Annotated in this window: 24 protein-coding genes; 9 read left to right on the forward strand and 15 right to left on the reverse strand. The window is 63.3% G+C overall.

The window, feature by feature from the left end; translation table 11 throughout:
• Window positions 1–467: 467 nt before the first annotated feature.
• Together ACTIGF_RS13140 and ACTIGF_RS13145 are read right to left on the reverse strand one after the other, a co-directional pair.
• Window positions 468–899, reverse strand: coding sequence for a CBS domain-containing protein (locus tag ACTIGF_RS13140; protein WP_439637304.1), 432 nt, complete (start codon window positions 897–899; stop codon window positions 468–470).
• Window positions 900–983: 84 nt separating this feature from the next.
• On the reverse strand, window positions 984–1,697 hold the full coding sequence (locus ACTIGF_RS13145; protein ID WP_439637305.1) for a rhomboid family intramembrane serine protease: 714 nt from the start codon (window positions 1,695–1,697) through the stop codon (window positions 984–986).
• An 84-nt stretch (window positions 1,698–1,781) separates the two neighbouring features.
• Between ACTIGF_RS13145 and hfaA the strand changes: the two genes are divergently transcribed.
• The 3 genes from hfaA to hfaD are packed head-to-tail and all read left to right on the forward strand — an operon-like array spanning window position 1,782 to window position 4,381.
• Window positions 1,782–2,249, forward strand: a complete 468-nt coding sequence (hfaA, locus tag ACTIGF_RS13150) for a holdfast anchoring protein HfaA (protein WP_439637306.1) — start codon at window positions 1,782–1,784, stop codon at window positions 2,247–2,249.
• Entirely contained in the window at window positions 2,239–3,228 is a 990-nt protein-coding gene (gene hfaB, locus ACTIGF_RS13155) for a holdfast anchoring protein HfaB (RefSeq protein ID WP_439637307.1), read from the forward strand. The genes hfaA and hfaB overlap by 11 nt, the downstream gene beginning before the upstream one ends.
• The gene (gene hfaD, locus ACTIGF_RS13160) at window positions 3,143–4,381 is read left to right on the forward strand and encodes a holdfast anchor protein HfaD (RefSeq protein WP_439637308.1); all 1,239 of its coding nucleotides are present in this window, start codon (window positions 3,143–3,145) and stop codon (window positions 4,379–4,381) included. The genes hfaB and hfaD overlap by 86 nt, the downstream gene beginning before the upstream one ends.
• A gap of 74 nt (window positions 4,382–4,455) precedes the next feature.
• On the opposite strand, the gene ACTIGF_RS13165 is transcribed toward hfaD, so the two are convergent.
• Window positions 4,456–4,974, reverse strand: a complete 519-nt coding sequence (locus tag ACTIGF_RS13165; RefSeq protein ID WP_439637309.1) for a hypothetical protein — start codon at window positions 4,972–4,974, stop codon at window positions 4,456–4,458.
• A gap of 271 nt (window positions 4,975–5,245) precedes the next feature.
• Window positions 5,246–6,148 carry a hypothetical protein gene (locus ACTIGF_RS13170; protein WP_439637310.1) on the reverse strand — a complete coding sequence of 301 codons (903 nt, stop codon included), beginning with the start codon at window positions 6,146–6,148 and terminating at the stop codon, window positions 5,246–5,248.
• A 196-nt stretch (window positions 6,149–6,344) separates the two neighbouring features.
• Between ACTIGF_RS13170 and ACTIGF_RS13175 the strand changes: the two genes are divergently transcribed.
• The 4 genes from ACTIGF_RS13175 to ACTIGF_RS13190 all read left to right on the forward strand — a co-directional run bounded on the left by ACTIGF_RS13175 (window position 6,345) and on the right by ACTIGF_RS13190 (window position 9,729).
• Window positions 6,345–6,905, forward strand: a complete 561-nt coding sequence (locus tag ACTIGF_RS13175) for a PAS domain-containing protein (protein ID WP_439637311.1) — start codon at window positions 6,345–6,347, stop codon at window positions 6,903–6,905.
• A gap of 55 nt (window positions 6,906–6,960) precedes the next feature.
• A complete protein-coding gene (locus tag ACTIGF_RS13180; protein ID WP_439637312.1) occupies window positions 6,961–7,575 on the forward strand; it encodes a PilZ domain-containing protein in 615 nt (204 codons plus the stop codon).
• 138 nt (window positions 7,576–7,713) lie between these two features.
• Complete coding sequence (locus ACTIGF_RS13185; RefSeq protein ID WP_430431848.1) at window positions 7,714–8,238, forward strand: DUF4339 domain-containing protein; 525 nt, start codon at window positions 7,714–7,716, stop codon at window positions 8,236–8,238.
• A 159-nt stretch (window positions 8,239–8,397) separates the two neighbouring features.
• A complete protein-coding gene (locus ACTIGF_RS13190; protein ID WP_439637313.1) occupies window positions 8,398–9,729 on the forward strand; it encodes an OmpP1/FadL family transporter in 1,332 nt (443 codons plus the stop codon).
• Between the two features lie 64 nt (window positions 9,730–9,793).
• On the opposite strand, the gene ACTIGF_RS13195 is transcribed toward ACTIGF_RS13190, so the two are convergent.
• Window positions 9,794–10,321: a gamma carbonic anhydrase family protein gene (locus ACTIGF_RS13195; protein WP_439637314.1), complete on the reverse strand. Its 528-nt coding sequence runs from the start codon at window positions 10,319–10,321 to the stop codon at window positions 9,794–9,796.
• 331 nt (window positions 10,322–10,652) lie between these two features.
• On the opposite strand from ACTIGF_RS13195, the gene ACTIGF_RS13200 reads away from it, so the two are divergent.
• Window positions 10,653–11,408, forward strand: a complete 756-nt coding sequence (locus ACTIGF_RS13200) for a PhoH family protein (protein ID WP_375549498.1) — start codon at window positions 10,653–10,655, stop codon at window positions 11,406–11,408.
• Window positions 11,409–11,465: 57 nt separating this feature from the next.
• Here the strand turns inward: ACTIGF_RS13200 and ACTIGF_RS13205 are convergent, their stop codons facing one another.
• From ACTIGF_RS13205 to ACTIGF_RS13240, 8 genes are all read right to left on the reverse strand, one after another.
• Window positions 11,466–13,022 carry an ABC transporter permease/substrate-binding protein gene (locus tag ACTIGF_RS13205; RefSeq protein WP_439637315.1) on the reverse strand — a complete coding sequence of 519 codons (1,557 nt, stop codon included), beginning with the start codon at window positions 13,020–13,022 and terminating at the stop codon, window positions 11,466–11,468.
• On the reverse strand, window positions 13,015–13,797 hold the full coding sequence (locus ACTIGF_RS13210; protein ID WP_439637316.1) for an ATP-binding cassette domain-containing protein: 783 nt from the start codon (window positions 13,795–13,797) through the stop codon (window positions 13,015–13,017). The genes ACTIGF_RS13205 and ACTIGF_RS13210 overlap by 8 nt, the downstream gene beginning before the upstream one ends.
• A 31-nt stretch (window positions 13,798–13,828) precedes the next feature.
• Window positions 13,829–14,056, reverse strand: a complete 228-nt coding sequence (locus ACTIGF_RS13215; RefSeq protein ID WP_022701878.1) for a DUF3126 family protein — start codon at window positions 14,054–14,056, stop codon at window positions 13,829–13,831.
• A gap of 82 nt (window positions 14,057–14,138) precedes the next feature.
• On the reverse strand, window positions 14,139–14,966 hold the full coding sequence (cysE, locus tag ACTIGF_RS13220; protein WP_273019641.1) for a serine O-acetyltransferase: 828 nt from the start codon (window positions 14,964–14,966) through the stop codon (window positions 14,139–14,141).
• 34 nt (window positions 14,967–15,000) lie between these two features.
• Window positions 15,001–15,609 (reverse strand): NUDIX domain-containing protein, encoded by a 609-nt coding sequence (locus ACTIGF_RS13225; protein ID WP_439637317.1) that lies wholly within the window; start codon window positions 15,607–15,609, stop codon window positions 15,001–15,003.
• Window positions 15,606–18,710 (reverse strand): efflux RND transporter permease subunit, encoded by a 3,105-nt coding sequence (locus ACTIGF_RS13230; protein ID WP_439637318.1) that lies wholly within the window; start codon window positions 18,708–18,710, stop codon window positions 15,606–15,608. Before ACTIGF_RS13230 ends, ACTIGF_RS13225 begins: the two co-directional genes overlap by 4 nt.
• Before the next feature lie 4 nt (window positions 18,711–18,714).
• Window positions 18,715–19,851, reverse strand: a complete 1,137-nt coding sequence (locus tag ACTIGF_RS13235) for an efflux RND transporter periplasmic adaptor subunit (protein ID WP_439637319.1) — start codon at window positions 19,849–19,851, stop codon at window positions 18,715–18,717.
• Between the two features lie 99 nt (window positions 19,852–19,950).
• Entirely contained in the window at window positions 19,951–20,670 is a 720-nt protein-coding gene (locus ACTIGF_RS13240; protein ID WP_439637320.1) for a TetR/AcrR family transcriptional regulator, read from the reverse strand.
• A 140-nt stretch (window positions 20,671–20,810) separates the two neighbouring features.
• Between ACTIGF_RS13240 and ACTIGF_RS13245 the strand changes: the two genes are divergently transcribed.
• Complete coding sequence (locus ACTIGF_RS13245) at window positions 20,811–21,437, forward strand: nitroreductase family protein (protein ID WP_439637321.1); 627 nt, start codon at window positions 20,811–20,813, stop codon at window positions 21,435–21,437.
• A gap of 3 nt (window positions 21,438–21,440) precedes the next feature.
• Here the strand turns inward: ACTIGF_RS13245 and rpiA are convergent, their stop codons facing one another.
• Both rpiA and ACTIGF_RS13255 read right to left on the reverse strand, forming a co-directional pair.
• Complete coding sequence (gene rpiA, locus ACTIGF_RS13250) at window positions 21,441–22,148, reverse strand: ribose-5-phosphate isomerase RpiA (protein ID WP_439637322.1); 708 nt, start codon at window positions 22,146–22,148, stop codon at window positions 21,441–21,443.
• The gene (locus ACTIGF_RS13255; protein ID WP_439637323.1) at window positions 22,145–23,620 is read right to left on the reverse strand and encodes an NAD-dependent succinate-semialdehyde dehydrogenase; all 1,476 of its coding nucleotides are present in this window, start codon (window positions 23,618–23,620) and stop codon (window positions 22,145–22,147) included. Before ACTIGF_RS13255 ends, rpiA begins: the two co-directional genes overlap by 4 nt.
• Between the last annotated feature and the right edge of the window lie 2 nt (window positions 23,621–23,622).

Here is a 23,622-nt window from a genome sequence, read left to right on the forward strand (position 1 = left end):
TGAAACCCAAACCTTCCGTCAACCCCTCTTCGCAGCGCCGAAACACCAAACCCGAGGGCCGACCAAGGAGCGCGGTTTCTATAAGAACCAAACTACCCGGTCAACTCCAAATCTCAGAAGTTCCGCAGTCGGTTAGGCCAGCTGAAAACGACACGAAAGCATCGGTTCCAGCGAAGCGGCTTCGCCGGTTTTTGAACTCCTTCCTTTCGGAGAGGCTCAGCAGTATGGGCCAGTTCGCTGCGGCCGGCAAGATCAATCTTCAGAAGATTTTCACTGGCCGGCTGCGAGGTCGTGTGCCCGCCGCCGAGGTCGTGGGGTGTATCCCCGCCTCCCGATGGGCGCAACCCTTGTGAGCGGTTTTTGTGCATCTTTGTGCAGACGCGGCGACACTCCGCCTTTCAGCTCATGCGCCGCCCCTGCCGCGTGATGATGCGCCAAGGCCAAAACCCACAAGACGGCGCGCCTGATCAGGCCCCTTCTATATAGGCCTTGAGGCTCTCGGCCTCCGCTTCGGTCTGTGCGATCTTGCGTTTGACCACATCGCCGATCGAGACCACGCCCAGCATGTCAGCGCCCTGCATGATGATGATATGGCGCACGCGCTTGTCGGTCATCAGGGACAATAGCGTGTCGATATCGTCAGACGGGCCGGCGGTGATCAGCCCCGTGCTCATCACCGAGCTGACAGGCTCAAGGAGCGCTGACGCGCCTGACTGGGCGATGGAGCGGGCGAGATCACGCTCAGAGAAGACGCCCACCGGCTCCTGGTCCGCGCCCGTCACGATCACGGCGCCCACCTTGTATTGGGTGAGCGCTGCAGCGGCGTCTTGCAAACTCTGCGTCGGGCGGATGGTGAAGACCGTCGCCCCCTTGTCGTCCAGTATACGCGCAGCGGTCATGGCGACCTCCCTGACTTCTTGTCATAAGAGTATAATCAGAAGAGCGTTCGCCCTTCAAACGCTGTGCTTGACCGTACGCGATTTTCACAGGGCCGGGCGGACCCTCAAATAGCGGACGAAGACCGGATAGGCCGCCATACCGACCACAAGCCCGCCCACATGCCCCGCCCAGGCGAGCGGGATGGGCAAGACCAGCCCCGCTGCGGCGATCACCAGATTGATCAAGAGCCAGGGCACGGCGAGTCGCAGCATGCCGGCGCGTCCGCCCCTCACCCAGCCTGCAGCCGCCAGCAATCCCGAGATCGCGGTTGAAGACCCCGCCATCATGGAGGGCGCGTTCATATGTGTGAGCTGATGGAGCACCGCGCCGCCAATCGCGCAGGCGAAGAAGAACGCCAGAAATCCCAGATCGCCCCGCAAACCCGGCCCGAAGGGAGCGCGTGACACCGCACCGAACGCCGCGAGCGCGCCCAGATTGATCAAGAGGTGCGCCCAGCCGAAATGGACAAAGACGTGCAGCACATAAGGGCTCAGACCGAATCCCGGCGACGGGGGAAAGGCCTCTGCGGTCGCGCCGGTTCGCAATGTTCCCGCCCAATAGATCAGACCATGGGCGAGCCCGCCCTGCCCGGCCGCCATCGAATCGGCGATCTGAACGCCCAGCATCACCGCCCCCAGCACCAGGACGACGCCCGGCAACCCGTTGAAGAACGGTTCGCGAGGCCTGGGAGCGGGATCCAGATTCGGGTCAGCCCCGGACGGATCCTCTGAAGAGTGCGGCGGAGGCATGGCGCTCATGGCGAATTTCCCTGGCAGGCGATCAGTCTGGCACGGCCATTGCAGCCTGAAACGCAAACCGTCTTCAAAGAGGACACTTAAGGCATGACCCGTCAGCTTAAAGTCTGGCTCTGCGCTTCCGGCGCCGTGATTTTCGCAGCCTCCGCCGCCCTGGCGCAGTCTACCGCTCCCAATCCGTCCGATTGGACGCGGCCCTATGGTCAGGCCTATGGCGCGGAAAACCAAGCCTATGTCGGCGCCCGTCGCGGCGGCAACCGGGTCGTGCTGAACGGCGTCATCCAGACCGGCGTCGGCGTCTCGGCCCAGACCAGCGCCTTCGCGCAGAGCTCGGCCGGCGTAGCCCTCAACACGCAAAGCCAGTCAGGCCTGTTCGCCTCCGCCGGCGCCAGCGCCATCGGCAACCAGCTCAATGTGGTGGTGAACGGCAATTACAACACCGTGGTTGTCAACAACCGCCAGACCAATACCGGCGACATCACCGCCAATGCGGGCGCGGTAGCCGCGACCGCCGAAAACCAGACCACGCAAGGAGCGTCCGCCAATGATCGTTAAGCGTCTCCTCGCCGTAGCCGTCTCGGCCCTGTCGCTGACAGCCTGCGCCACCTCGACACCGGGGTCTGACGGGCTGTACGCCACGCCCACCGGCAGCGCGCCGGTGACCCCGAACCCGACGCCTTATTCCGATGCGCTGGTCTGCTTGTCCGGCTATGCGCGCCAGCATGGCCAGGCCGCGCCGCGCGTCGCTGTGGGGCGGATCGCGGACTATACCGGCCAGATGAACCCTGAAGGCGGCACCCGCGTCACCCAGGGCGCGTCCCTGATGGCGATCAGCGCCTTTGCGAAAGCGGGCGCCCGGCTTGTGGAGCGTTTTGACACGTCGGTCGCCGAGCTCGAACTGCGCTACGCCAACAATCAACTGATCGGCGACGCCGCCGAGCAGGACGGCTATCGCCAGATCTACGCCGGCTCGATTCCCGGCTCTGACTATTATCTTGTGGGCGGCATCACCGAGCTGAACGCCAATATCCGCTCGAACGGGCAGGATATTCTGGCGGGCGACAGCGTGGATTCCAGCCCGTCGGGCGTCTTCTCGCGCCGCATGTATGTGATGAATGTGGGCCTCGACCTGCGCCTCATCGATTCGCGGACGCTGGAAGTGGTCGACGTCGTCTCCTACCAGAAACAGATCATCGGCCGCGAATTGTCCGCCGGCGTCTTCGCCTTCTTTGGCGATGTGGTGCTGGACGCCTCGGCCGGCGGTCGCTCGCTCGAGCCGATCCAGCTCGCCGTGCGTTCGGTCGTCGAGCGCGCCGTGCTGGAGATTTCCTCCCAGCTTTACCAGGTCGCGCCAGAGCAGGTCTGCTCCTTCAACGACCCGATCGGCCCGTCCAACATTACCGGCGGCGTTCAGCTGAACACCGCTTACGCCCCCACGGAGGCTCCTTATGTCCAGGCTCGCACGAGTGTTAATCGCGGGCACCAGCGCCGCGACTCTGATATCCGCAGCCAGCTTCGCGGAACCTATCAATAAGGTCGAGCTCGATCAGGACCAGACCGGCCCTGTCTCAAGTGAAGACAATCAGAGTGCGGACGGCGTGCGGGACATGATCTCCACGGCTGTGGCTCAGGGCAATTCCGGTACGGGCGCGCTCTCTGGCGATAGCGAAATCTCTGGCGTGCAAAACCTCGACGGCTCAGTCAGCGCCAGCTCGCTTCTGAGCGCGAACGGGGTGTGGGCCAGCGTCATCAGCACCGCCACCGCTCAGGGCAACGCCCTGACGGCGGGTGTCGAGGATGGCGCCCTGGCGATGGATCTTGAGCAAACCGCCCAAGCCGGACAGGTCAGCGCGCTGTCACGCCTGCGCATCTCTGACTATGCCGCTCACACCGTGCAAACCGCCTCGAGCGCCGTCAATGCGATCCAGACCAGTGCGGAAGGCGGTCAGACCCTGTCGATTCGCCAGGCAAGCGCGTCGGACTCAAGCGCCGAAGCGCGCGTGGAAGCCGCAGGCGCCGAGATCGAAACCAGCGTCGTCGGCGCGGTCGCAGCGGGCAATAGCCTGCTCTCCACCGCCGAGGATGAGGATTCGGTGCTGACGCTGGATCAGTCCCAGTCGGGGTCAACGACGTCGACCGCCCATGCCGAGATCGGCAATGCGGATTATGGCGTCACGGCGGCGTCGCAAGCGGCGGGCAACACCGCAACCTTCCAGAACGATTATGGCGACAGCCAGGTGGGCGGCGTTCAGTCCAATTCCGGGGATGTGCGGTCTGACACCGTCATTCTGGCGGGCGAATTCGCCAATGGTTATGCGACAGGCTCCGCCAACGCCGTAGGCAACTCGGTCCTGACCTCCACCATCGGCGCGAACACCTATACCGGCGTTCAGCAAACCAATTCCGGCGATGTGATCGCCAATGTGTCCATGGTGGGCGGATATGATGGCGGTTCGGGCGCAGGCCTGGGCTCTGTTCTGAACGCCACCGCCATCGGCAACGCGCAATCGGCCTATGTTTGCGCCAGCTGCCCGGTGGGCGTGACCGGCGAGATCAACCAGATCAATTCCGGCGCCGTCACCGCCAGCGCCGTCACGGTGCACAACGGCCAGGTGCGCACGGTCACAAGCTCTGCGACCGCCGTGGGCAATGCGGCGACTTTCGCGACACAGACCCGCAGCAACTAAGCCAAACAAAAATACCCACCCAACTGACTGGCCGCCTCACGTTAGAGGCGGCCATTTTCTTGCGCCTTGGGTCTTCAGTATGGCTCTGGAGCAATTGTCGGACAGCGTGGGGCGAACCGTGCAGCCGCCTCGCCCAGGCTGTGCACAGGCAGCGTGTAGTAATCGAGATGGTTGATTGTGAAGACGATCTGCTCGTTTGCAGCCGTCATTTCATGGAACATCTGCGCAGCGCGATCCGGCCCCACCAGAAGATAGCGGCCATTGAGACTCTGACTGGCGTAGACTGTCCGGGCTTCACCTGAATCCACCCGGTAGTGAATCGGCGTCTGGTTCTGCTGCGGACGCTGGGGAAGCCCCTCACCGATCACCAGGCCAAAATCGACCCGGCTGTCACCGCTGTCTTCAACAGGCGTGACTGCGCACATCCATTCAAAAGACGCCGGAGTTTCACCCTCCTGGGTGATAGACAAGGTCGCGGTGTAAACGTCAGTGATCGGGTTCCGGCCCTCATCCGCGGACCAGTGCCCCCACTCTTGCGCCGATGCGGCGGTGCTCAAAACGGTCAGTACGAGAACGCTGGCGATCACTTTCATTTCAATAGCCCCCTCATGTGAAAGTTGGTCACTCAAGCGTATCAAATGCTCAATTGCTCAGAAACTGAAATATACCCAGCCAGATGACTCATTGTGCGTCAGTCCCATGATGCATTTTACGCCAAAAAGCCCGTGCAATCGGACGACCGCCCTCGCCCAGGTCAAACTGAACTTCCAGAGCGGATTCTGATCACAGCCAATTCCGCGTCGCAGGCACAAAAAACCCCGAAGGCTGAACCTTCGGGGTTTGTCTGTCACAAAGACCGGAGACTTAGTGATAGCCGCCGACGCCGCCATCTAGCATCAGGGTCATCGAGCTGCGCTCATAGCGTTCGCTGCGGCGCTCGACAGTCTCGGTGTAATGCTCTTCATAGCGATACCGGATCAGCTTCACGCCCGGACCATGCAGGCGCAGAAGCGAGCGCTCATTACAATTGCGACGATGCTCTTGCGGCGCGCAGAACAGCTCGCCGCCTCTGCCGTAGCGCAAGGCCTCGCCTTTCTGACACTGGATGGAGACGCCGTCGAAACGGTCTTCGCCATCCTCGCGCCATCCCAAAGTCGCCTGAAGCGCGGTGCCCGCGACGCAGCGGAATATCTCGCCGTCAAAGTCGGGCGTCACGCGCTCATCTGGGTCCGGACGCGACGCGGGATGCGGATTGCCGCTGTCGTCCATGCAATAGGCGCGGACCAGCCGCCATTCCTCGACCCAGCGCGAGCGCTCTTCTTCATAGCTCTCGTATTCGCTTTCACCGGCCAGGCGCAGGCCTGAAACCATGCTCGCCGCCGGCGCGGTGCCGCGGCCATAATATCCACCGCCGCCGTAATAGATGGTCGCGCCGGCCCCTGCAGACGACGTCGCCGTCGCCCCAGCACTGGCTGTGGCGCTGACATTCACGTTGACGGAGTTGTTTACGGTCACTCCGCCCACATTGACGGTGGTTCCGCCCACATGAACGCTGGGTGCGCCGATATTGATGCTGGGCGCGCCGATCACCGGGCCGCCCGGATGCGTGCAACATGGAGGCGGCGGAGGCGGCGGGGCGCAGCACGGGTCGCCGGCGCCAGAGCCGGTCAGGGTCACAGCCAGCGCCGGCGCAGTCATCGCCGCGGACGCCAGAAGGCCCGCCGCCAGGGCGGCCAGTGCGGAAGCGTATCGTGTTGAAACGCGCATGGCGGTCTCCGTTCTCATTCCCCCCTCGACCTGCAAGACCGAGGCCGAATACAGGCGCCGCGCTTATCAACATGGAAAAACCGCCTGTCTCAGGGGTTTGGCAAGCCCCTTGCAAACTGTCTCGCCAAGTTCGGCGCCGCGCCTTTTCAAGGTTCGGAAGAGGGACGCCGGGAAGACCAAAGAAGAGGGACGGCGCGTGAAGCACCCCAACACAAAGACATTGCTGGCCTATTGGGAAGCCCGCCGATGCGGCGAATCTGCGCCGCAACGCGCTGATATCGCTCCGGAAGATCTGGGATCGTTGCTGGCGAACCTGTTCTTGTTGCGCCGAATGGATCAGGGCCACCATGTGTTCCGCCTGGCGGGAACCGGTCTATGCCGGATGCATCAGCGCGAATTCCGCGATCAGAACTTCCTGTCGCTCTGGCAGGGCCATGACCGGGCGCATGTCTCGGCCTTGCTCGAAGGCGCGCTGTCGACCCCGGCGCCCGCCAGTCTTGTGACTGAAGCTGTCAGTCTTGATAGCGAGCAAACCTCGGTCGAGATCGCATTATTGCCGCTGAAGGGCCCCGAAGGATGGCTCGATCGCGTGCTGGGCCTCTATCAGCCTTTGACCCCGCGTCCCGCCAATAGCCGCCCCATTGTAAGACATCGCCTGCAAGCCCTGCATCCGGCGCAATGCCCGGATCCGCATTTTTCCGCCTTCACCGCACCCAGTTTTGAAGCGGTAGGCCTGCGCGTGGCGAACGACAGCTAAACTAGCGAAATATTAAGTGTGCCCGCCCTAGCCTCATGTGTGAGTCGAGGGTGATATGACGCGACCGGTTGATTTGAGCGCCCGGCTGGACCGCCGGAAAATCAAGATTGCCGCGCGCGGCGCTGAAGAGCGCCGCCGTCATCGACGTGTGCGCCTGTCCCTGAACGGACGTGGTCTGTCGCCCAGCGCAGGGGAATTCACCTGCACGCTTGTCGACGTGTCTCCGGGCGGCGCCCGCATCTCCAGCAAAACCCCGCCTGAAAAGGGCGAACGCGTCGTCTTGCTGTTTGACGGGCTGGGGCGGCTTGAGGGCGAAGTTCTGCGCGCAGGGCGTTCCGGCTTCATCGTCCGGCTGCAAGGCTCCCAGCGCAAGCGTGACCGGCTGGCCGACGCCATCACCTGGCGTTTCAATATGCAACGCTTGGGGCTGGACGAAGACCGCACCGCCCCCCGCAAACCTGGCCGCGGCCGGGCGAAGATTCGCTTGCGTGACGGCGTGGTGATCCAGGCGGATGTGATCGACGTCTCCATCAGCGGCGCCGCCTTCGCCTGCCTTGAACGCCCACGCCTGGGAGAGGCTGTCCGAGTGGGCGATATGCAAGGTCATGTCGCACGATGGCTGGACAATGGCTTCGCAGTAGCGTTCGATCCTCCTGCCGACCGGAGTTGAGGGCTCCGGATGGTTTTTCACAGATGACGCATGACAGCGTCATCCTGAGACACCATATACCGAGGGGAACGGCCCGTTTCTTGCCTGATAGAGGGTGACGCCTCAGGCAATAGGGCCTTTTGGCCGGGAGAATTATTGATGCCGCGCGACGACGGAATCGCCATGTCCTGGTTTGTGAAAGTGGAAGGCCGTGTTTACGGGCCTTACACCGGAGCGCAAATGCGCGCCTTCGTTGGCGAAGGCCGCGTGGCGGCGCATTCCACCGTATCAGAACAACGCGATGGCGAGTTTCGTGATGCCCGCGACGTGCCGCAGCTCAAAGCCTGGCTGGATGAAGCCCGACGCGCGCCGGGCGAACGACGCCCCGCGCCCAGTGACGCCCGCACGTCAAATTTCGTCATCGTCGCCGATCTCAACTCTGACAGCCGCGGCGGGTTTGAAGCCGCGCTCAAAGATTTCGGGGATGTGGAAGCGATCACCCCTGGCGTCTGGTTGCTGCGCGGCGCCGCAAGCGCAGCGCATTTGCGCAATGAGCTGAGCCATCTCCTGGCGCGCGATGACAAACTGCTCGTGGTGGACGCGTCACGCGATCGCAGCGCCTGGTTCAATCTGGGCCGTAACGCCGATCAACGCATCCGCGATCTCTGGGGTCGCCGGGACTAATCCTGTCATTGCTGCAATTGCTGCAAGGCTGCGCCTGAGACATCACATCGCTGTCACGGGTCTGTTTTTATACGTTGTCATGAATGCTGCGAATGCACATCTGTGTCGCAAAGGGCTCTGAGAAGCTCGCACACAGACAAGCATTACACAGGATTATTCATGCTTCGCACTCCCCAATTCGTCACACGCCTGGGGCTGGCCGCCGGCCTCGCCCTCACCGCCGCTTCCCCGGCCCTCGCAGGCGGCTTCAAGCTGTCTGAGTATTCGGTTCGGGACCTGGGCATGGCGGACGCCGGCTATGCGGCGCTGGCTGACGATCCCTCCACAATCTGGTCAAACCCCGCAGGCCTCGCGCGTCTGGACGGCTTGCAGGTTCAGGTCGGCGCGCACGCCATTATCGGTCAGGGTGATTTCACCAACGCCGGATCTGTGGATGTGCTGGGGCGTCCGCTGGGCGGCACCGAAGAGAATGATCTGTTCAACGACGCCGTCATCCCCAATTTCTATCTCTCCCGCCGCCTCAATGACCGGGTCGTGCTGGGTCTGGGCGTCACCGCCCCCTTCGGTCTGGCGACCGAATACAATCAGGATTCCGTCACCCGCTTTCAAAGCGTGAAAAGCGCGCTGAAAGTCGCTGAGATCAACCCCTCCCTCGGCGTTCAGGTCACAGACCGTCTGTCGCTGGGGTTTGGCGTATCCGCGCAATACTCCGAAGCGACGCTGGCCAACCATATCGACTTCAGCGCGGTCTGCCTCGGCCAGCTGAGCGCAGCGCAATGTACGGCGACCGGTTTTCTTCCGGGGCGTCCGGAAGGCTATTTGCGGGTCACCGGCGATGACTGGGCGTTCGGCTGGAATGTCGGCGCGCTCTATGACCTGACCGAGTCCACCCGCATCGGCGTCTCCTACCGCTCCAAAGTGGATCACAATCTGGAAGGCGAAGCCGATTTCGGCGCGCCGGCGAACGCCGCCCTCTTCCAACCCGCCTTCACCGACACGCCAGGCTCGGCTGAGCTGAACCTGCCGGCGGAACTGGCGGTCAGCGTGGCGCACCAGGTCAATGACCAGCTCTCTGTGAACGCGTCCGTGGCCTACACCTTCTGGGATTTCGAGCGTCTGGTGGTGGAGTTTGACAACCCCGCCCAACCGGCAGCCGGCGAAACCCTGGGCTATGACGGCGTGGCGCGCTACGCCGTCGGCGGCGAGTATCGCTATAATACCCGTCTGACCCTGCGTGCGGGCCTGGCCTATGACGAAAGCCCGACCGAATCCGAGCACCGCACCACGCGCGTGCCCGATTCAGATCGCACCATTGTGGCGCTCGGCGCCTCCTATCAGCTGACGGACGCCCTGCAGCTCGACGCCGGCTATCAACATCTGATGTTTGACGACGCCCCGATCAATCATGTGGGGTCCACGGGTGATCGCGTGATCGGCGAGTATGACAATGTCGCCGATATTGTCGGCCTGTCCCTGACCTGGCGCCGCTAGGGTCAAGCCAATCAATCTTGAAAACGGCGCCGCGGGATGACCTGCGGCGCCGTTTTGATTCCGGCTATCCGACGGATTTCAGCCCTTTGGCGTAGCGCGCCGCGTTATCGGCGTAATGATCGGCGCTGGCTTTGAGCATTTCAGCCACCCCTTCCCCGATTTCTTTCACCACCTTGCCCGGCGCGCCCATCACGACCGAGCCGTCCGGGATTTCCTTGCCTTCGGTGATCAGGGCATGAGCGCCGATAATGCAATTCTTGCCAATCTTGGCGCCGTTGAGAATCGTCGCGCCGATGCCGATCAGCGAGTAATCGCCCACCGTACAGCCATGCAGCATGGCCTTGTGGCCCACGGTGACGCCTTTACCCAGGGTCAGCGGGAAGCCCATATCGGTGTGCATGACCGAACCGTCCTGCACATTGGACTCCTCGCCGATGGTGATCAGCTCATTGTCGCCGCGCAGCACGGCGCCGAACCAGACTGACGCACGGGGTAAGAGTTTTACACGGCCGATCAACGCCGCATCGGGGGCGACCCAGGCGCCGTCATCGCTGATTTCCGGGCTTACATCGTCCAGGCTGTACAGGGCCATTTAGGGCCTCCCCAGGTGTTGCGCCGCAATATATTACGGTCTGAAAACATATTTATGTCGGCGATGAGACCTATGGACTCATACTTCGTTAGGCGTCCAACATCACACTGTGCATGCGATTCGAGATCAAGGTTTCGATTCGCTTCGCACGCGCCGCAAGGCGCCGGATGTGTGAAGGAGGTCGCCATGGCGTACGCGCCACCGCAAGCTCAGATGACCCCGCCGCCGAGCGCGTCGGAATCGTCTGTGTCCTCAACCTCCATCTCCACCGCTTTGATGACCCCTCCGCTGCCGCGTGAGGGGTTTTTTCTTGTCTTCTGGAGGGCCTGACATGGGCAGACGAGCCACCAAACGCCGCCAAGCCGGACAATTCAATGCTGACGCCTATGAGGAAGAGAAAGTTCGCTCGCTCTTCCCAGGCACCAGCTGGTCCCCTGATGACAAGGAGCCCATGCGCGACCAGAGCTATACCAAGAACGTCAAGCCGCGCTCGAAAAACCAGGCCGAGCTCATGGAATCCATTGATTCCCACAATCTGGTGATGGCGCTTGGCCCGGCGGGGACGGGCAAGACCTATCTCGCCGTCGCCAAGGGCGTGGAAGCGCTGGAAAACGGCGAAGTGGGCCGCATCGTCCTGTCGCGTCCTGCTGTGGAAGCAGGCGAATCGATCGGCTTCCTGCCCGGCGCCATGGAAGAGAAACTCGCGCCCTATCTGCGTCCGCTTTATGACGCGCTGGCGGACCGGCTGAGCCCCAAACGCCTGAAAGCGCTGATGGCGGAAGGCCTGATCGAGATCGCCCCGATCGGCTATATGCGCGGCCGCACCCTCAACAACGCCTTCGTGGTGGTCGACGAGGCGCAGAACTGCACCTACGCGCAGCTGAAAATGCTGCTGACCCGCCTTGGATGGAACTCCACCATGGTGGTCACCGGCGACCCGGCGCAAACCGATCTTTTGCCCGAGATGTCAGGGCTCGCCACCATCGCCGACAAGCTCGAAGAGGTTGATAATATCGGCATCATCCGGCTCCAGCAGGAAGACATTGTCCGTCACCCGCTGGTCGCCAGCATGCTGACCGTTCTGTAAGAGCAAACCCGGAACCCAATGAACGGCCTCGCGCTCCGGCGCGGGGCCGTTTCGCGTTCAGGGCTCAACAGCGTCAAGGATCAGCTGCGCGGCCTCGCTCACAGACCGGCGCTCGACTTCCACAACGGCATTGGCCTGCCGCATCAGATCCGCATCGATCGCGCCCAAAAGCGGAGCCAGTGCGCGGGCGACGGCCGGTCTTTGCGCCGCGTCTGCTGATAGCAGGATCACAGCGTCATAAGGCGGCAACGCGCCAAGCGGATCCTCAAGCACGACCAGGTCATACGCCAGCACGCGTCCGTCAGAGGTATAGGCGGTGATCACGTCGACCGCCCCGCTTTGAACCGCGTCATACATGAAGGTGGAATCCATGCTGCGCTGCTCGACGCCCTCCGCCAGCCCGTACAGGTTACGGGTGCGCTCCCATTCAGGGCGCGCGAAAAATTCGGGGTCGGCCCCGATCGATAGCGATGTCAGGCGGGCCAGATCTGAGATCGTTTCAAGTTCATTCGCGTCTGCAAACGTGCGGGTGACAGCGAATCCATAGGCGTTCTCAAAACCGAGCCGCCCCAGCGAGACGATCCCCGCGTTGTCATACAGCCAGCTTGTCACCGCTGCGTTCATCAGATGCCGGCCAATCGGCGCATCCTCGCCCATGGCGTTGGCCCAGAGCGTGCCGGTATAGTCCACATAGACGTCGATCTCGCCCGAGCGCAGCGCGTCAAACACCACTGTGGATCCCAGATTGTCACGGCGTTCCGTCTGGGCGCCCGCCGCGCGGAGCCGGGATTCGATGACTTCGGCGAGGATGTATTGCTCGGTGAAGCTTTTCGCGCCCACCACCACAGGCTGGTCGCTGAGCCCGCTTTCAGCGCGCGCCATCTCTGCGTCCGCTCCATCTCCGGGGCGGGTATTGATGACGCTGGCGGCGCCGAGGACCAAAGCCGGAATCAGCACCGTCGCGAGCGCCGCCCCGATGGCGCCGCGACGCTCACCCGATTTCAGCGCGCGTTCGATGGCCGCGATCAGCTGGTCCAGCAGCAAGGCCAACCCCGCCGAGCACAGACAGCCGAAAATGACCGCCGCCCAGGTGCGCGTCTGCAGGCCGGAGAAGATGTAATTACCCAGGCTGGTCGCCCCTACCGGCGTCGCCAAGGTCGCCGCGCCCACAACCCAGACCGTCGCGGTGCGTATTCCCGCAATGATGGCGGGCGCCGCCAGCGGCAGTTCGACCTGCATCAGGCTTTGCGCCGGCGACATTCCGACGCCCCGCGCCGCTTCGCGCACTGTGACGTCCACGCCCTGAAGCCCGACAATGGTGTTGCGCAAGATCGGCAGCACGCCATACAGCGTCAGTGCTATGAAAGCGGGCAGGAACCCGATCATTCCGCCCAGCACAGGCACCATCAGCGCCAGCAAGGCGAGCGCGGGAATGGTTTGAAGCACGCTCGCCACGCCCAGCGCCGGACGGGCGATGACGGGATTGCGCGCGGCGACGATTCCCAGCGGCAAGGACACGATCAGCGCCGTCAGGATCGCAGCGACCGACAGGCGCATATGGCCGCCCAGATAGGCAGGCAGATTGTCAATCAGGTCGGGCAGAGTCTCAAACATCATCGCGCTCCGCCGCAGACTTCAGGGCCTGTACGGCGTCCGCTTCATGAAGCGGGCTTTCCAGCATGGTCCTGACAATAGCGTGGCCGGGCGCGTTCAGCAGCGCCCGCGGCGTGCCGGACTGGACGATTTCGCCGTCATGCATGACCGCGATCCTGTCCGCCATCAACAGCGCTTCGGCCATGTCATGGGTCACCATGACCGCTGCAAATTCCATCCGCCGCTGCAGGTCGATGAAGTCACGGCGCAAGGCGTCACGCGTGATAGGGTCCAGAGCGCCGAAGGGTTCGTCCATCAAGACGAGGTTGGAGCCCGCCGCCAAAGCGCGCGCGACGCCGACTCGCTGGCGTTGACCGCCCGACAGCGTGCCAGGACGCCGATCGCGGAACTGCGCCGGGTCCAGCCGAACCAGCTCCAGCACGTCGTCCACTCTGTGTGAGATCTGTTCAGGCGCCCAGTCGAGCAGCCTGAGCGTGACGGCGACATTGTCGCCCACGCTCATATGGGGAAACAGGCCGTCGCCCTGCATCACCCAGCCGATCCGGCGCCGCAAGCTCACTGGATCAAGTCCGGCCGCATCCTCGTCTTCAACGAAGACCCGACCGGCGCTCGGCTCCAGCAGGCGATTGATGCATTTGAGCGTCGTGGTCTTGCCGCAGCCGGATTCGCCGACCAGGGCCACCAGCTCTCCCGCATCCACGTCGAAGCTGACATCGCGGACGGCTTTCACGCCGCCGCGATAGGTCTTTTCAAGCTGGTCGACGCTCAGGATCACGGGAGGTGATATCGCCAGTCAGAGCGACTGATCAGATACCTTCAAGGTCGATGTCGAGGATGACGATCTCGAACGAGTAAGAGGTTTCGCCCTCTTCGACATTCTTGGACACGACGCCGAGCAATTCGGATTCGATGTAGATTTCCGCGCATTCGTCCGCGCGCTGGCGCAGGCGGACCGCCAGTTTCGGGTTCAGCTTGCTGCGCAGAAAGGTTTCGACTTTTTTCGCTTCAGCAGCGGTAAAAACGGGCGCGGACACGGCACTACCTCTTGTTCATTGATCGATGAGTCTGGCGCACCCTAGCGTTCTCCCCGCTCAGGGCAACACAAAGGGCGCAGGACTAACTGTCGTCGCCGTTGGCGGGGAAGGTCTGGTCCATGGTGCGCGACGGCTCTGCGCATCGCCCGCCCACGGGCTTGGCGGGGACGCCCGCCACGGTGCAGCGCGACGGCACGTCCGACAAGACGACCGAGCCGGCTGCAATCCGCGCTTCCGCGCCGACGGCGATATTGCCGAGCACCTTGGCGCCGGCGCCGATCAGGACGCCATTGCCGATCTTGGGGTGACGGTCGCCGCTATCCGCGCCCGTACCGCCCAGGGTCACTTCGTGCAGGATCGAGACGTTATCGCCCACCACCGCCGTCTCCCCGATCACCACAGAGGTGGCGTGGTCGATCATGATGCCCCGGCCAAGCTGGGCGGCGGGGTGCACATCGACGCCAAAGCGTTCAGACATCCGGCTTTGCATATGAAACGCCAGCGTATCCCGCCCTTCCCGCCAGAGACGGTGTGCGATGCGGTAGCAGAGCAGCGAATGGAACCCCTTGAAGTACAAGAAAGGCTGCAGCAGCGACCGGCAAGCCGGATCGCGCTCATCCACCGCCAGCATGTCGGCGGCCGCCTGCTCGACCAGGTCGTGCTCGGCTTCCAGCGCCGCCTTGGCCACATCATGGACCTGCAGGGCGTCGAGCTGGGAATCGCTCATCTTGGCTGCAACCCGGTGCGCCAGCGCTTCGGTCAGGCCGTCATGACGCAGGATCGCCGCGTTCAGGAAACTCGCCAGCATCGGCTCTTCCGCCGCAGCCGAAGCGGCTTCCAGGCGCAGCCGGTTCCAGACAGAGCCAGCCAGAGGCGTCTCCGCGAAAGTCTGGGTTTGCGCTATGGTCATGGGCGGCTCCTGTGAGGGTCGCAAGGCTGGCGTCTCAGGCTTCATCAAGCCCGGACAGGATGGACCGGGAGAGGTCAGGGTCAAGAGCGCCAAGACGGGCCTTTTCAACCGCAGTCATCAGCATGATCAGGGTGAACCCGTCCCGAATAGCGCCAGAAGTGGCCATGGACAACGCTTCGCGCAAGGGCAGACGCCGCATCTGCATGTCCGCCTCGCTGCCTTCACGGTCCGGCGCGCCCGCTTCAAGCCCCCAGGCGATAAAGCTGTGGGCGCGCTCATTTGTGATCGAATTTGACACATCAAACTCAATCAGCTCGCACCAGTGCGACGCGCTGAGACCGGTTTCTTCCGCCAGCTCACGCTTCGCCGCGTCAAGCGGCGGCGTCCCCTCGGCCCCGCCGCCCTCGGGCAATTCCCACGAATAGGCGTCAAGCGCGAAGCGGTACTGGCCCACCAACACCGTATCGCCATTCTCAAAGACAGGCAGCACGCCGATGGCGGCGTTGCTGGGCTCGACAACGCCATAAAGCCCTGGCGCGCCATCGGGACGCAGCACATCAAACTCTCGGACCCGCATCCAGGGATTCTGATAGCCAAGACGTTCTTTGAGGATCGTCCAGGGCCCACGCTTGCGCTCTGTCATGACGCGGGCTCCAACAGTATCTCGGTGTCGGGTTCGGCATCAGGTTCAAACCGGGACAGCAGCACGAACGCCGCCGGCGCGAAGATCAACGCCAAAAGCGCGGACCCCGCGACGCCGCCCGCGACGGCCGCCGCGAACGGCAGCCAGAAGGCGTCGCCCTGGATCAGCAAGGGCGCGAACCCGCCGATCGTGGTCAGCGTCGTTGCGATGATATGCCGGGTGGCGTCCACCACCGTCTCCCGCACGGCGTCAGCATCTCCCTGGCGGGCCTTGGCGTTGGCCTTCAAAGCCGAGAGCACCACGATGGAGCCGTTGATCGCCAGTCCCACCAGCCCCAAAGACCCGACAATGGCGTTAAAGCCCAGCGGCGTGCCGAACATCCACACGCCGAACATGGCGAGCCCCACAGACAGGAAACCGACGCAAAAGATCACCCCCGCATAGCGGAAGGAGTTGAACGCCAGCACCACGGCGGCGACCATCAGGATCAGCAACGGAATGGCGGTGGACATCAGATTGGCCATCGCCTCGCCCTGGTTTTCCGCTTCCCCGCCCAGAACAAGCCGGTATCCCGGCGGCAAGGGCTGACCTTGCGCCTCATAGCGCGCCTGGAAATCCGCGAGCGTGGACGCGGGCAGCACATACGGGGACAGATAGCCGTAGATCTCATTGACGCGCTCGCCATCCGTCCGCGTGATCACAGAGGTCTCCGGCTCAAGAGACACATCGCCGAACGCGCCCACAGGAGTCGCACGGCCGGACCCGTCTGCGGTCGGCACTGGAACAGCGGAGATCAACGCCGCTGAGGCGCGCCGGTCTTGCGGCGCGATGACCCGGACAGGCAATTCTTCCACGCCCTCCAGCACCGATCCCCCGACCACGCCGTCAATATCGGCCCGGACGCGGTCCGCCAGATCCCCGAGCCGAACGCCGAACAGGCTGGCGGCCGCTTCATCGACATTCAGGCGCACAATGGGCTCGCCCAGCGCCAGCTCCGCCTGGGTGTAGGTCACGCCCGGCGTCGAGCCCAGAATGCGCCGGATGTCATCTCCCAGCTGATCGAGCACCGCCAGATCCGGACCGATGACGCCAATGACGATGGGCGCTGGCGCGGGCGGTCCTTGCTCAAACGGCAAGGCGAGAAATTGGTCATTGGGAAACTGCTCGCGCACCTGAGCCTGAAGCGTCTGCACCACGCGGCGCGAGGTCCGGGCGTCGGTCGCGCGGACAAAGCCCTGGGCGAAGTTCGGCCGCCCCTCCTCGGATCCGAACATGTTGTAGTAAACACGGGGGCTGGCTTCGCCGAGCACCCAGACCACATCCTCCACCCCGTCATAAGACAGGATGAGATCGGTCGCCTCCATCACCCGGTCCCGGGTGAGGTCGATCGAACTGGCGGGCGGCAGGACCAGCCGCACCTGGAACATGTCACGCTCGGTCGGCGGAAAGAACTGTCCCGGCAACGTGCTGGCGGCGGCGAACCCGGCGATGGGAAAGACCAGCCCCAAAGCCACGCCGAGCCAGGGCTGCGCGATCACCGCGTTCAGAACGCCGCGATACGCTTTGGACAGCGGGCGGGCGCGCAGGCCGTCGCGCCAGAAGGGCGCGTTCTCTTCTCCGGCGCGGCCATCGTCAAACCAGGCGGCCATGGCCAGAATGACCGTGAAGGCCAGAATGAAGCTCGCGGCCACGGCGAAAATCACCGAAATGCCGATCATGGAGATGAACTCGCCCGCCGTCCCCGGCATCAGGGCGATGGGACCGAAAGCGAAAATCGTCGTCAGCGTCGACGCCAGCAGCGGCCCGAACAGCGTCTTGACCGCCTTGTCCACCGCCTCCAATCGCTCAAGCCCGCGGGCGCGGAGCAAGCGATAATCATCCACCACAACAATGGCGTTATCGATCAACAACCCCAGTGCGACAACGAGGCCCGTCACCGACATCTGGTGCAAGGGCTCGCCGTAGAAATTGATCAGCACCATCACCAGCAGCACGGTGAGCGGCAGGGCGGATCCGACGATGAAGGCGCTGCGCCAGCCCATCATGAAGAACAACACGACGAACACGATCAGAGCCGAGAAGCCCAGATTGCGCGCCAGCCCGGATAACCGGTCCACCACATATTCGGACTGGGCCATCAGGATCTCGACCTCGACGCCGGGATTGGCGGCGGCGAACTCCGTCACAACCGCTTGGGCGCGCGCATCCCAGGCGTCGACCTGAAGCTCCGGCTCAAGATACCCCGCGACGAGGATCGTTCGCCGTCCGTTGAGATAGCTTTCACTGGCGTTGGGGGTGCGCAGGGTGCGTTCCACATTGGCGATGTCGGACAGGCGCAAAAAGCCCTGCGCGCCTTGCGCCACAGGTACGTCTCGCACCCGGTCGAGCGTCTCGAACGCGCCGGCCACATCCACATTCACATCCAGCGCCGGTCCCGCCATGCGGCCTGCCGGCGCTTTTGAATCCGATCGCGCCAAAACGCCGGCGATATCGGCGGCCGTGACGCCCAGCGCCGCCGCCGCTTCAGGATCCAGCGTGACGCGCACTTCTTCTTCGGGAGCGCCAAAAATATCGGTTTCATCAGTGCCGGGCACGCTGCGAATGCGGTCCGCCAAATCTTCCGCCAGGCGCGACAGGACGCCAAGCCCGGCTTCCGAGCCTTCAGGCCAGCTCAGGGACACCACCAGCGTCGCAGCCCCCATATACTGGCGCTCCACCCGAAGGGGCAGGACGCCGTCAGGCAGGCTGGCTTCGACGGCGGAGACCTGGTCACGGACTTTCGTCCAGGCCTGCTCCACCATGGCGGGGCTGAGGTCTTCTCGCACATCCACATTGATGAGCGCGATATTGGAGCGGATGGTGGAGTCCACTTCATCCAGCTCCACAAGCTCCATCAGCGCCGCTTCGATCGGTTCAACGATCAACGCTTCCATGCGCTCGGCGTCTGCGCCGGGAAAGCTCGCGACCACCACGCCGAAGCGTTCGGTCAGAGAGGGGTCTTCCTGGCGCCCCATCACCCCCAGCGCCGCCAGTCCCGCCGCAAGGGTGAGGAAAATCGCCAACAAGGTCAGCCGCGGCAGCCGGAAGAACAAGGTGGCCATCAGCTCAGCTCTCGCTCACGGGCCGAACGGGCTGGCCCGGAGCAACCCTGTGTACGCCAGTGGTCAGAACGTGCTGGCCGTCTTCAACCGCGCCGCGCAGATAGACCTGGTCTCCCTCCGAATGGAGGACTTCCACCGGAAGCGGCTCGAGGACGAAATGATCACCCGAGGGCGCGAGCGCATAGATGGACCACATCCCGCGGCGGCCTTCTGTCAGAGCCCCGGCGGACGCCCAGAACCCCCGCTCGGACAGCGTATGATCCAGCATCAGGCGCGCGACGCTCCCGCTTGAGACGGGTGCGCTGACCGGAACGTCAAAGACGGCGCTGACCGTGCGTTCTCGCGTCTCGATCACCTGGGTGATCGCCCGCAGGGTCACAGACAGGCGCTCACCTGAATTGAGTTCAACTTCATAAGCCTCGCCCACGCTCAATCGGGACGCATCTTCAAACGGCAAACCGACGCGCAGCTCCAGCGCAGCGCTCTCCACAAGGGTCAGAACAGGCGCGCCTGCGCCGACCGAAGCGCCTTCATCAAACCTGCGGTCCGTAATGACGCCTGCAAACGGCGCAGTCAGAGTCGCCAGCTCGATCTGAACGTCCAGGGTATCGCGAACCGCCTGCGCCGATTGAATGCGCGCCAGAGCGGCGTCATAGGACGCTTGCGCTTCATCCAGGGACTGGCCGGACACATGGCCTCGCTCGACCAGGCTTTGCTGGCGGCTCAGCGTCACGTCAGCCAGATCTGATTGCGCCTGGGCCACGCGGATGTCCGCGCGGGCCGCCTGCAGCTGAGCATTCAAGGCGCGCGTATCAAGTCGCGCCAACGGCTGCCCCATCTCGACGCTATCACCCACATCAACAAGAATTTCGGCGATTTGTCCGCCAGCGGGAAAACCCAGCGCGCTTTGGCGTCGCGCTGTGATCAGGCCGGGAAAATAGGCCTTGATCCGGGTCTGGTCTTCATAATGAACAGGCGTGGCGGCGACAGGAATTGTTTCAACCTGCCGCCCCTCATCCTCTGAACTGGCGCCGGCGCCGCGCAAAGCGCTGACACCGATCACGGCGACAACGACAAACACCGCAATGGCGGCGACGGTCAGCGCGAAACCCTTGCCGGAACCCGATTTCACGCGCGTCATCACCGTTATTCCTGTACTATGCCATGAAGCATATAGGTCGTCGAACAGCGTTTGAAAAGCGAACGACGTTCACTTGCGCGGTTTTCGCAAACTTTTTTTCTAAAAGCATTCCCCGGCGTCGAGGCGGTCCACAAGCCGGGTCGTCCCAAGGCCGCGTAGGATCATGTCACCGTGAAAACGGATCAAACGGTCCAGCTCGGCCCGAACATAGTCATCGGTCAGTTCATCTGGCGCACGCTCTTCATCACTGAAGACGGGCAATGAGCATGGAAACTGCGGGATCGCCACCGCCAGCTGGGTCAGACCATGAGCTGACGCCCAGACCGATTTCGCCGCCAGCTTGAGATCCACCGCACGGAACCAGCCCTGATCCATGCCCTGCTTGATCATCTGATCAAGAAACTCCGCCGCGGCGTAGGCGAATGTTTCTTCGGGATGGTCGTCGATATCGGGAAAGGACGAAAAGGCCAGCTTGTAATGACCGGGCTGTTCGAGCCCTGTCTCAACATAGGCGCGGATGCAGGCGGTCCCCAGCATGGGGCCGTCATCCACCACTTCGCTCACCGCTTTCATCCGGTCATGCAGACGCTCGAAAAAGCTTTCACGGATCTCGCGGAACAGGGCTTCCTTGGAATCGAAATACTTGTAGAGCGCCGCCGGCGAGTAATCGATGCGCTCTGCGATGCGGCGCATGGACAGCCCCGCCTCTCCCTCTTCGGTAAAGATCGTTTCGGCGGCATGGATGATCGCATCGCGCACTTTGCGGCGGCGGCGTTCCGCCGGGCTGAGCGCGTCTTCACTAACGGCGTTGATTGTCAAATCCCCAACTTTCATCGTTCGCCCGACCGGTCCAAGCCTGCAGCGGGCAGGCGCCGACTTGATCCGGACGTGCTAGGCTACAACGTATAGCGGCGTTTCACGTATACGGTCAAAATTCACTTACGATCCGAAGGCAGATAATGGCGTCTTTCCCCTCCCCCGACTTCCCCAATCCCGGCGACAGCCTGACCGCCCCCGCTCCGAACGCGGAGATGCTGACCCGTCTGGCGCGACGACGCTCGACCCTCGCCAAGGATATGGGCGAGCCCGGCCCCAGCGCAGACCAGATCGAGACGCTGATCCGGATCGGCGCGCGCACGCCTGATCACGGCAAGCTTTTCCCCTGGCGGTTCATCGTGTTTGAAGGCGAAGCGCGAACCATATTCAGCAAGAAACTCGAAGCGCGCTTTCGCGAGATCGAACCGGATGCGCCAGCCGAAAGACTGGAGCTAGAGCGCACGCGCTTTGAACGCGCGCCTGTGGTCATCGCCGTGGTGTCAGACACGGACGAGACTCACAAAATTCCCGAATGGGAGCAGATCCTGTCCGCGGGCGCGGCATGTCAGAACCTGCTGATCGCCGCGGGCGCCATGGGCTTCGGCGCGCAATGGCTGAGCGAATGGTACGCCTACGACAAACCCATGAAAGCCGCGCTCGGCCTGCAGCCCGGTGAACGCGTGGCGGGTTTCATCTATGTCGGCACGCCCCAGGTCGACGCTGTCGAGCGCCCTCGCAAAGCCCCACGCGTCAGTCGCTGGGAAGGGTGAGCCCTAAAGCTCCAGCACCCGCGCGCCGTCATCCTCACCGACGATGACGGCGCGAGCGAGGTTGATGAACAGGCCGTGCTCGACCACGCCGGGAATGGCGTTCAGGCGCGCCGCGACCTGTTCGGGATCCGCCAGCGCCTTGCAGGCGCAATCGAGAATGTAATGGCCGCCATCTGTGACGAACGGGTCATTGCCATCACCGCGGCAACGCAGTTTCACGTCCGGACGCACCACGCCGGCCGCCGTCAGCGCGTCATAGACTTTCTTGGCGGTGATGGTGAACCCGAACGGATCCACCTCCACCGGCAGGGCGAACGCGCCCAGAGTCTCCACCAGCTTGGTTTCATCCACCACGACCACCATCAGGTCCGAGGCGTGAGCGATAATCTTTTCGCGCAGCAAGCATCCGCCGCCGCCCTTGATCAGCCGGAAGCGTCCATCCACCTCGTCGGCGCCGTCCACTGTGACGTCGATCTTGTCGGCCTGGTCCACTTCGATCAGCGGCACGCCGGCCTCACGCGCGACCCGTGCGGTGTTTTCAGACGTGGGCACGCCTTTAATATTGTTCAGCGAGCCGCTTTCCAGCGCCGCGCCCAGCAATCGCACAAAGATGTCTGCGGTCGAGCCGGAGCCAAGGCCCAGCGTCATGCCGTCCTCGATGAATTCAAGCGCGGCTTCGGCGGCCCGGGTTTTGTCTTCGACCGCGCTCATTGATCCACTCCTGACAGCAGCACGAATTTCAGCTCGGTGAATTCTTCAACGCCCCATTTGCCGCCCTCGCGGCCGATGCCGGATTCCTTGACGCCGCCGAACGGTGTGGCGGGCGAGCCGACCATCGGGGCGTTCACCCCGATCATGCCGAAATCAAGCGCTTCGGAGATGCGATGCACCCGGCCCACATCGCGTGTGTAGAGATAGGCGGCGAGGCCGTAGGGCGTTGAATTGGCCAACTCGATCATCTCGTCCTCGGTCTCCACGCGATACACTGCGCAGACCGGACCGAAGATCTCAAAACACGCCAGCTCCAGCTCGAAATCCGTGCCGCCCTCAATCAGGGTCGGCGCATAGAAAGACCCGCCCAGCTCATCCGCCAGCGACTTGCCGCCTGTATGGATGACGGCGCCGCGCTCGCGCGCGTTCTCAACCAGCTTGTCCACGCGGGCCACCGCCTCGTCATGGATCAGCGGGCCGACGGTGACGCCTTCGGTTAGCCCGTCGCCCACCTTGATAGCCGAGATGCGCTCTTTCAGCGCCGCGATCAATTTATCCGCGATAGGGGCGTGAGCGATGATCCGGTTCGCCGACACGCAGGTCTGGCCAGACGCGCGGAATTTTGACGCGATGACGCCGTCCGCCGCTTTTTCGATGTCCGCATCATCCATGATCAGGAAAGGCGCGTTGCCGCCCAGCTCCAGCGCCACGCGCTTCACGGTGCTCGACGCTTGCTTCATCAGCAGCTTGCCCACCGGGGTGGAGCCGGTGAAGCCGACCATGCGCACCGTGTCGGACTGGGTGAAGACATCGCCGATGGCAGGGGCGTCGCCGGTGATCACGTTAAAGACGCCGTCCGGAATCCCTGCGCGTTTCGCCAGCTCCGCCAGCGCCAGCGCAGACAGCGGCGTTTCCGGCGCGGGTTTGACCACCACCGTGCAGCCCGCCGCCAGCGCCGGGGCGCATTTGCGGGTGATCATGGCGGAGGGGAAATTCCACGGCGTGATGCAGGCGACGACGCCGATGGGTTGATGGATCGTCCAGCCGCGTGAACCGGGGAACGGCGTCTGGATGGTCTCGCCATGGGACCGCTTGGCCTCTTCAGCCGACCAATCCACAAACCCTGCGCCATACACCACTTCGCCGCGCGCTTCGGGGAAGGGTTTGCCCATCTCAGCCGTGATCAGCTGGCCCAGATCGTCAGCGTGCTCGATGATCAGGTCGTGCCATTTCTTCACCAGCGCCGCCCGCTCAAACACCGACGTGTTCTTCCAGGTCTTGAAGGCTTCGGCGGCGGCGTCGATGGCGTCTTCAGCGCCCTTGGCGCCTACATCGGACATTTGCGCCAGCACGGCCCGATTTGACGGGCTGGTCACCTCGATCCAGGGCTTGCCCTCGACCCAGGCGCCGTTAATGAAGGACTGGGTCTTGAACAGAGCCTTGTCCTTGAGGCGGTCTAGAAGCTCGGTCATGG

Source organism: Oceanicaulis sp. (genome assembly GCF_051859625.1).
Lineage (GTDB): Bacteria > Pseudomonadota > Alphaproteobacteria > Caulobacterales > Maricaulaceae > Oceanicaulis.